Genomic DNA, 7,900 nt, shown 5'->3' on the forward strand with positions numbered 1-7,900 from the left:
TCGGATGGGGGAGCGCGAGCGCGCGGAGGTGTTGCGCCGGGTCGCCGTCGAGCTTGAGCGCCGTTTCGACGATCTGGTGACCGCCGAGGTGGCGGATACGGGTAAGTCGATTTCGCAGGCGCGGACGTTGGACATTCCGCGTGGTGCGGCGAACTTCCGTGCGTTCGCGGAGATCGTGGCGACGGCGCCGACGGAGTCGTTCACGACGGTGACGCCGTCGGGTGGGCGGGCGTTGAATTATGCGGTGCGTAAGCCGGTGGGTGTGGTGGCGGTGATCGTGCCGTGGAACCTGCCGCTGCTGCTGCTCACGTGGAAGGTCGCTCCGGCCCTTGCCTGCGGTAATGCCGTGATCGTGAAGCCGAGTGAGGAGACGCCGGCGTCGGCGACGTTGTTGGCGGAGGTGATGGCCGCCGCCGGGGTGCCGGAGGGTGTGTTCAACCTGGTGCACGGGTTCGGTCCGGATTCGGCGGGGGAGTTTTTGACCCGCCATCCTGGGGTGGACGCGATCACGTTCACGGGTGAGTCGTCCACCGGCGGGGCGATCATGCGGGCCGCCTCCGACGGGGTGAAGGCCGTGTCGTTCGAGTTGGGTGGCAAGAACGCGGGGTTGGTGTTCGCGGACGCGGATCTGGACGCGGCGGTGGCGGGGTCGGTGCGGTCCAGTTTCACCAATGGCGGTCAGGTGTGTCTGTGTACCGAGCGGATCTATGTGCAGCGGCCGGTGTTCGAGGAGTTCACGGCCCGGCTCGCGCAGCGGGCTGGTGAGCTGTCGTTCGGGTGGCCGGCGGACGAGGCGACGGTGAACATGCCGTTGATCTCGCGTCAGCATCGGGAGAAGGTGCTGGGCTATTACGACCTGGCCCGTGGTGAGGGTGCGCAGGTGCTGACCGGGGGCGGCGTGCCGGCCTTCGGTGACGCCCGTGACGGTGGTGCGTACGTACAGCCGACGGTGTTGACGGGGTTGGGTGCGGATGCGCGGACCAACACCGAGGAGATCTTCGGGCCGGTGGTGCATGTGGCCCCGTTCGACGATGAGGACGAGGCGTTCGCGTTGGCGAACGGCACGGAGTACGGGCTGGCGGCGGCGGTGTGGACCCGCGATGTGGGTCGGGCGCACCGGGCCGGTATGCGGTTGGACGCGGGGATCGTGTGGGTGAACACGTGGTTCCTGCGGGATCTGCGGACGCCGTTCGGTGGGGTGAAGGCGTCGGGGATCGGGCGCGAGGGTGGCGTGCACTCCCTTGATTTCTATTCCGAGTTGACCAACGTCTGCGTGGATCTGACATGACCGGACGCGGCGTGTGCATCGGTGACGCGGGCGCGGTGGACGTGGCGAGCACATCGGTGTCGCGGAGTGTCCTGGCGGCTCCGAGTGGAGTGGGGAGCTGACATGAGCGTTGATTACGAGGCGGCGGCCCGGGAACTGGTCGACGCGCGGGAGAACGGCAAGCCCTGTCCGCCGCTGCGGGGGCGGTTGCTGCCTGAGGGTGACGTCACGTCGGCGTACCTGGTGCAGCAGCTTCAGGTGCGGCAGTGGTTGCAGCGCGGCCAGCGGCGGGTGGGCGCGAAGATCGGGCTGACGTCGCGGGCGGTGCAGGAGAGCTTCGGTGTCTTCCAGCCCGATTTCGGGGTGCTGACCGACGACATGGCGGTGCCCGACGGGGCTGAGGTGCCGATGGGCCGGCTGCTCCAGCCACGGGTCGAGGCGGAGGTCGCCTTCGTCCTGGGTGCGGACCTGCCCGACGAGCGGATCACCAGCGCGGACGTGATCCGGGCGGTGGACCACGTGTTGCCGGCGATCGAGATCGTGGACTCGCGGGTGGCGGGGTGGGACATCTCGATCGTGGACACGGTGGCGGACAACGCCTCCAGCGGCCTGTTCGTGCTGGGCACGACGCCGCGTCGGCTCTCCGACGTGGATCTGCGGCTGTGCGGCATGGTTCTCGAGCAGGCCGGTGAGCCGGTGTCGGTGGGGGCGGGCGCGGCCTGCCTGGGCAACCCGTTGCACGCGGTGCAGTGGTTGGCGCAGACGGTGGCCCGCTCGGGTGATCCGCTGCGCGCGGGCGATGTGGTGCTGTCCGGGGCGCTCGGCCCGATGGTGCCGGTGGCGGCGGGCGCGGCGTACGAGGCGCGGATCTCCGGCCTGGGCTCTGTCCGTACGTGCTTCTCCAAGGAGGCGTCGTGACCACCGGTGTGGCGGTGATCGGGTCGGGCAACATCGGCACCGATCTGATGATCAAGGTGTTGCGGTTGTCGGAGTCGTTGCGGATGGTGGCGATGGTGGGCATCGACCCCGATTCCGATGGTCTGGCGCGGGCGCGGCGGTTGGGTGTGGCGACCACGGCTGAGGGTGTGGATGGCCTGGTGGCGATGCCGGAGTTCGCGGATGTGGAGTTGGTGTTCGATGCCACGTCGGCGGGCGCGCACCGTTACAACGACGCGGTGTTGGCGGCGCACGGTCGGCTCGTGGTGGATCTGACGCCGGCGGCGGTTGGTCCGTATGTGGTGCCGCCGGTGAACCTGGACGAGCACCTGGGCGAGCGCAACGTGAACATGGTGACGTGTGGTGGGCAGGCGACGGTGCCGATCGTCGCGGCGGTGGGTCGGGTGACGCCGGTGGTGTACGGGGAGATCGTGGCGTCGATCGCGTCGAGGTCGGCGGGGCCGGGGACGCGGGCGAACATCGACGAGTTCACGGAGACCACGGCGCGGGCGATCGAGGTGGTCGGTGGTGCTGGTCGTGGTAAGGCGATCATCGTGTTGAATCCGGCTGATCCGCCGCTGTTGATGCGCGACACGGTGTACTGCCTGTGCGAGGACGCCGACGCCGACCGTGCGGCGATCGCCGGCTCGGTGGCGGGGATGGTGGCGGCGGTGCAGGAGTACGTGCCGGGGTACCGGTTGAAGCAGGACGTGCAGTTCGACCGGGTCGACACCTATGTGCCGTCGTTGGGTCGGCGTCTGCGCGGGTTGCAGGTGTCGGTGTTTTTGGAGGTTTCCGGCGCGGGCCACTATCTGCCGGCGTACGCGGGGAATCTGGACATCATGACGTCGGCGGCGCTGCGTACGGCGGAGCGGCTGGTGGCGGTGCGTTCCGAGGCTGCTTCGGGGGTGCTGTCATGACTGATCTGTACATCCAGGACGTGACGTTGCGCGACGGCATGCACGCCGTCGCCCACCGCTACACCGTCGAGCAGGTCCGCACCATCGCCGCGGCGCTCGACGCCGCCGGGGTGGCCGCGATCGAGGTCGCTCACGGTGACGGGCTGGCCGGTTCGAGTGTGAACTACGGCCATGGTGCGGCCAGTGACGCCGACTGGATCTCGGCGGCGGCCGAGGTGATGACGAACGCGAAGCTGACGACGTTGCTGCTGCCGGGGATCGGCACCATCGCCGACTTGAAGGCGGCGAAGGCGCTCGGGGTGACCAGTGTCCGCATCGCCACGCACTGCACGGAGGCCGACATTTCGGCGCAGCACATCGCGTGGGCGCGGGAGAGCGGCATGGACGTGTCCGGGTTCCTGATGATGTCGCACATGAACGACCCGGCCGGTCTGGCGGGGCAGGCGAAGTTGATGGAGTCGTACGGGGCGCACTGCGTCTACGTCACCGACTCCGGCGGCCGACTCCTCATGTCCGACGTCGCCGAGCGGGTGGACGCGTATCGGCAGGTGTTGGCACCGGATACGCAGATCGGTATCCACGCCCACCACAACCTGTCCCTCGGCGTCGCCAACAGTGTGGTTGCCGTGGAACACGGCCGCATCCTCGGTGACGGGCCGCTCGGTTCGCCGTCGGGTCGCACGGTGCGGGTCGACGCGTCCCTGGCCGGGCAGGGCGCGGGGGCGGGTAACGCGCCGTTGGAGGTGTTCGTGGCCGTCGCCGAGTTGCACGGGTGGGAGCACGGCTGCGACGTGTTCGCCCTGATGGACGCCGCCGACGACATCGTGCGCCCGTTGCAGGACCGGCCCGTGCAGGTCGACCGCGAAACCCTCTCCCTCGGCTACGCCGGGGTGTATTCGAGTTTCCTGCGGCATGCGGAGCGGGCGTCGGACAAGTACGGGGTGGACGTGCGCTCGATCCTGGTCGAGTTGGGACGCCGCCGCATGGTCGGCGGGCAGGAAGACATGATCGTGGACGTGGCACTGGACCTCGCCGGCAAGGAGACATCATGATCGGGCCGGACACCGCGGGTATCGCCGAGCGCCTCGGCGAGGCGGCCGACACCGCCACCGCCATTCCGCAACTGGCGGCGGAGACGGGCTTGGACGTGGATGCGGCGTACGGGGTGCAGACCGCGTTGATCCAGCGTCGCCTCGACCGGGGTGAGCGTCTGATCGGGTTGAAGATGGGCCTGACCAGCAAGGCGAAGATGGCGCAGGTCGGCGTGGACGAGGTCATCTGGGGCCGCCTCACCGACACCATGCGCATCCCCGACGGCGGCACCCTCGACCCCACCAGGTTCATCCACCCCCGCGTCGAACCCGAAGTGGCGTTCCTCCTCGACCGGCTGCCCGAACCGGGCGAGCCGGTCGGGGACTTCACCGACGCCGTGCGCGCGGTCGCCCCCGCCATCGAGGTCATCGACTCGCGGTACGCCAACTTCACGTTCTCCCTGCCGGATGTGATCGCCGACAACACCTCCGCCGCCGCCTTCACCATCGGCGCCTGGTCCCCGGTCCCCGACGGCCTGGACAACCTGGGGGTGTTGCTGGAGATCGACGGACGCGTCGCGCAGGTCGGCTCCACCGCCGCGATCCTCGGCGACCCCCGCCGCGCCCTCGACGAAGGCATCCGCCTCGCCGGCCGCCACGGCGTACGGCTGCGCGAGGGCTGGGTGTTCCTCGCCGGCGCCGCCACCGCCGCCGTCCCCCTGAAACCCGGCGCCCACGTCCGCGCCGTCGTCGAACACCTCGGCACCACCTCCCTGCGAGCCACCGCATGACCACGAACCAGGACACGACCACGAACCAGGGCACGGCAGCAGGCCACGGCACGGGCGCACAGGCGCACGTCGTGGCCGGCAAGGCCGTACCGCGTGGCGCCTTCCCGCACGTCAAGGTCGCCGGCGGCTTCGTCTTCGTCTCCGGCACCTCCAGCCGCCGCCCCGACAACACCTTCGCGGGCGTCGAAGTCGACGAGCTGGGCACCACCAACCTCGACATCCGCGCGCAGACCCGCGCCGTCATCGACAACATCGCCGACCTGCTGCGCACCGTCGGCGCCGACCTGAGCGACCTCGTGCAGGTCACCACCTACCTCGTCAACATGAACGACTTCGGCGGCTACAACCAGGTCTGGGCCGAGTACTTCGACGCCACCGGCCCCACCCGCACCACCGTCGCCGTGCACCAACTACCCCACCCGCACCTGCTCATCGAAATCCAGGCCGTGGCCCTTCTTCCGTCAGGAGGTCAGTCGTGAGTGAGATCGCGGAGCCGTTCAGCTTCCCCGGTTGGATCGCGGAGAACCAGCACCTGCTCAAGCCGCCGGTCGGCAACAAGGAGATGTTCCCGGGCGGGGACGACTTCATCGTGATGGTGGTGGGCGGGCCCAACCAGCGCACCGACTTCCACGTCGACCCGTACGAGGAGTTCTTCTACCAGGTCAAGGGCAACATGCACGTCAACCTGATGACCCCGGAGGGGCCGCGTACGGTGCACGTGCGCGAGGGTCAGATGTGGATGCTGCCGCGCAACACCCCGCACTCGCCGCAGCGGCCCGAGGCCGGCTCGATCGGCGTGGTCGTGGAGCGGGTCCGCGAGGAGGGCACGCTGGAGAAGTTCCAGTGGTACTGCGCCGAGTGCGGACACCAGGTGCACGAGGTGGAGTTGCAGGTCAGGGACATCGCCGCCGACCTGCCCCCGGTGTTCCAGGCGTTCTACGCCGACGAGGCCGCCCGCACCTGCGGCAACTGCGGCGCGCTGCACCCGGGCAAGGGCTGATGCCTGCCGGGCCCGGGCCGGCGCGGCCCCCGGTGGTCGACGTGCACACGCACGTCGTACCGAAGGGGTGGCCGGACCTCGGCGCGGCGTGCGGTGGGTCGGACTGGCCCTGGCTGCGGGTCGACTCCGAGCGGGCGGCCATGATCATGGTGGGGGAGACGGAGTTCCGCCCGGTCGGGGCGGAGTGCTGGGACGCGCCGACCCGACTCGGCGACATGGACGCTGACGGCGTGGACGTGCAGGTCGTGTCGCCCACCCCGGTCTTCTTCAGCTACGACCGGCCTGCCGACCAGGCGGTGAAGGTGGCCCGGATCTTCAACGACCGCACCCTGGAGGTCACCGCCGCCGGTGGCGACCGGCTGGTGCCGTTCTGCCAGGTGCCGTTGCAGGACCCGGAGGCGGCCTGCGCCGAACTGGACCGCTGCCTCGCGGCGGGGCACGCCGGGGTGGAGATCGGCAACCACGTCGGCGACCGCGACCTGGACGACGCCGGGATCGTGGAGTTCCTGACGCACTGCGCCGAGGTGGGCGCGCCGGTCTTCGTGCATCCGTGGGACATGCCGGGCGGCCCCCGGCTGGACCGGTGGATGGCCCGCTGGCTCGCCGGGATGCCCGCCGAGACGCACCTGTCGGTGCTGGCGCTGATTCTCGGCGGCGTCTTCGACCGGGTGCCCGACACACTGCGGATCTGCTTCGCGCACGGCGGCGGCAGCTTCCCGTTCTGGCTGGGCCGCGCCGACAACGCCTGGCACCGCCGGGGCGACCTGGTACGCGGCGCCTCCACCGCCCCGCCCAGCTCGTACGTCGACCGGTTCTGCGTCGACTCGGTGGTCTTCTCCGCGCCCGCGCTGCGGCTGCTGGTCGACACGATGGGCGCCGAACGGGTGCTCGTCGGCAGCGACTACCCGTATCCGCTGGGGGAGCGGCCGGTCGGCCGGGTGGTGCGCGAGGCGGACTTCCTCACCGGCGAGCAGCGCGACCTGCTGCTCGGCGGCAACGCGCTGCGCTTCCTCGGCATCCGCTCCTGAGCCGCGCCCGGGCGGCGCGGTCCCCGAGGGGCCCCGCGCCGCCCGGCGGGTGGAATCCGGAGCCGTCGCGGCCCCCAGTGCGCGCGACGGCTCCGGAGCATGGGGGTTCAGGAGTGCGGGCAGGTGTCCCGGTACTCCTCGATCGCCGAGCCCCGCGGGGCCGGGCAGAGGAACTGCTCGTAGCGGGTGTCGTCGTCGACGAACCGCTTGAGCCAGGAGATGCTGTACTTCGCCACCGTCACGTTCGCCGAGGTGGGCGCTGAGTGGCTCGCCGCGTTCAGCTCCAGGTACGCCTTGTCCAGAGTGGCCGGCAGGCTGGTGTAGAACGGCTCCGAGTGCGACGAGACCGGGGCCACGGTGTCGTTCTCGGCCCCGATGACCAGGGTCGGTACGCGCACCGACGACCAGCTCTTCTGGGAGTGCCAGCCGGTCAGCGGGATCGCCGCCTGCAACGCGGGCCGGGTGCTGGCCGCCGACAGGCTGCCTCCGCCGCCCATCGAGTGACCCATCACGGCGAGCCGGTTCCGGTCGATCCGGGTGCGGACGGTGCTGGTGTTGGTCAGGTAGTCCAGCGCGGCCAGCAACTGGGTGCCCCGGCTGGCCGGCTGGTCGTACACGGACCGGGTGTCGATGGTGATGACGACGAAGCCCTGCGAGGCCAGGCGGGGGCCGAGCCACGCGACCGAGGTCTGGCGCGCGGTGAAGCCGGGGGAGATGGCGACCGCGCCGAAGGTGCCCTCGGCGGTGCTCGTCGGGTAGTAGATCGTCCCGCCGCCGAAGCCGCTGACGCTGCTCGCGGCCACGGTGGTCTGCGCGGTGACGAACGGGCCCCGGGTGGCCTCGATGCTGGCCACGGTGGGCGCGGGGCCGCGCTCGTAGGGGTTGGCGGCGAGCGGCGCGGCCGTAGGCAGGTCCCGGGCGCCGGCG

Annotated in this window: 9 protein-coding genes; 8 read left to right on the plus strand and 1 reads right to left on the minus strand. The window is 70.5% G+C overall.

Annotated features, from left to right (window positions below):
* The 8 genes from F6X68_RS27700 to F6X68_RS27735 all read left to right on the plus strand — a co-directional run.
* Window positions 1-1,288, plus strand: a 1,288-nt coding sequence (locus tag F6X68_RS27700; protein ID WP_151457021.1) for a 2-hydroxymuconic semialdehyde dehydrogenase, incomplete at its 5' end; no start/stop codon positions are given.
* 102 nt (window positions 1,289-1,390) lie between these two features.
* Window positions 1,391-2,185: a 2-keto-4-pentenoate hydratase gene (locus F6X68_RS27705; RefSeq protein WP_151457022.1), complete on the plus strand. Its 795-nt coding sequence runs from the start codon at window positions 1,391-1,393 to the stop codon at window positions 2,183-2,185.
* Window positions 2,182-3,123 (plus strand): acetaldehyde dehydrogenase (acetylating), encoded by a 942-nt coding sequence (locus F6X68_RS27710; protein ID WP_151457023.1) that lies wholly within the window; start codon window positions 2,182-2,184, stop codon window positions 3,121-3,123. The genes F6X68_RS27705 and F6X68_RS27710 overlap by 4 nt, the downstream gene beginning before the upstream one ends.
* Complete coding sequence (gene dmpG, locus F6X68_RS27715) at window positions 3,120-4,175, plus strand: 4-hydroxy-2-oxovalerate aldolase (protein WP_151457024.1); 1,056 nt, start codon at window positions 3,120-3,122, stop codon at window positions 4,173-4,175. Before F6X68_RS27710 ends, dmpG begins: the two co-directional genes overlap by 4 nt.
* Entirely contained in the window at window positions 4,172-4,945 is a 774-nt protein-coding gene (locus F6X68_RS27720) for a 2-keto-4-pentenoate hydratase (protein WP_151457025.1), read from the plus strand. Before dmpG ends, F6X68_RS27720 begins: the two co-directional genes overlap by 4 nt.
* Window positions 4,942-5,424, plus strand: a complete 483-nt coding sequence (locus tag F6X68_RS27725) for a RidA family protein (RefSeq protein ID WP_151457026.1) — start codon at window positions 4,942-4,944, stop codon at window positions 5,422-5,424. Before F6X68_RS27720 ends, F6X68_RS27725 begins: the two co-directional genes overlap by 4 nt.
* A complete protein-coding gene (locus tag F6X68_RS27730; protein ID WP_151457027.1) occupies window positions 5,421-5,945 on the plus strand; it encodes a 3-hydroxyanthranilate 3,4-dioxygenase in 525 nt (174 codons plus the stop codon). Before F6X68_RS27725 ends, F6X68_RS27730 begins: the two co-directional genes overlap by 4 nt.
* Entirely contained in the window at window positions 5,945-6,973 is a 1,029-nt protein-coding gene (locus tag F6X68_RS27735) for an amidohydrolase family protein (protein WP_151457028.1), read from the plus strand. The genes F6X68_RS27730 and F6X68_RS27735 overlap by 1 nt, the downstream gene beginning before the upstream one ends.
* Before the next feature lie 107 nt (window positions 6,974-7,080).
* Here F6X68_RS27735 and F6X68_RS27740 read toward each other — a convergent pair.
* The coding region (locus F6X68_RS27740; protein ID WP_370518997.1) for an alpha/beta hydrolase at window positions 7,081-7,900 on the minus strand (820 nt) is incomplete at its 5' end.

The sequence above is a fragment of the Micromonospora sp. AMSO12t genome (assembly GCF_008806585.1).
In the GTDB taxonomy this organism is placed as follows: domain Bacteria; phylum Actinomycetota; class Actinomycetes; order Mycobacteriales; family Micromonosporaceae; genus Micromonospora; species Micromonospora reichwaldensis.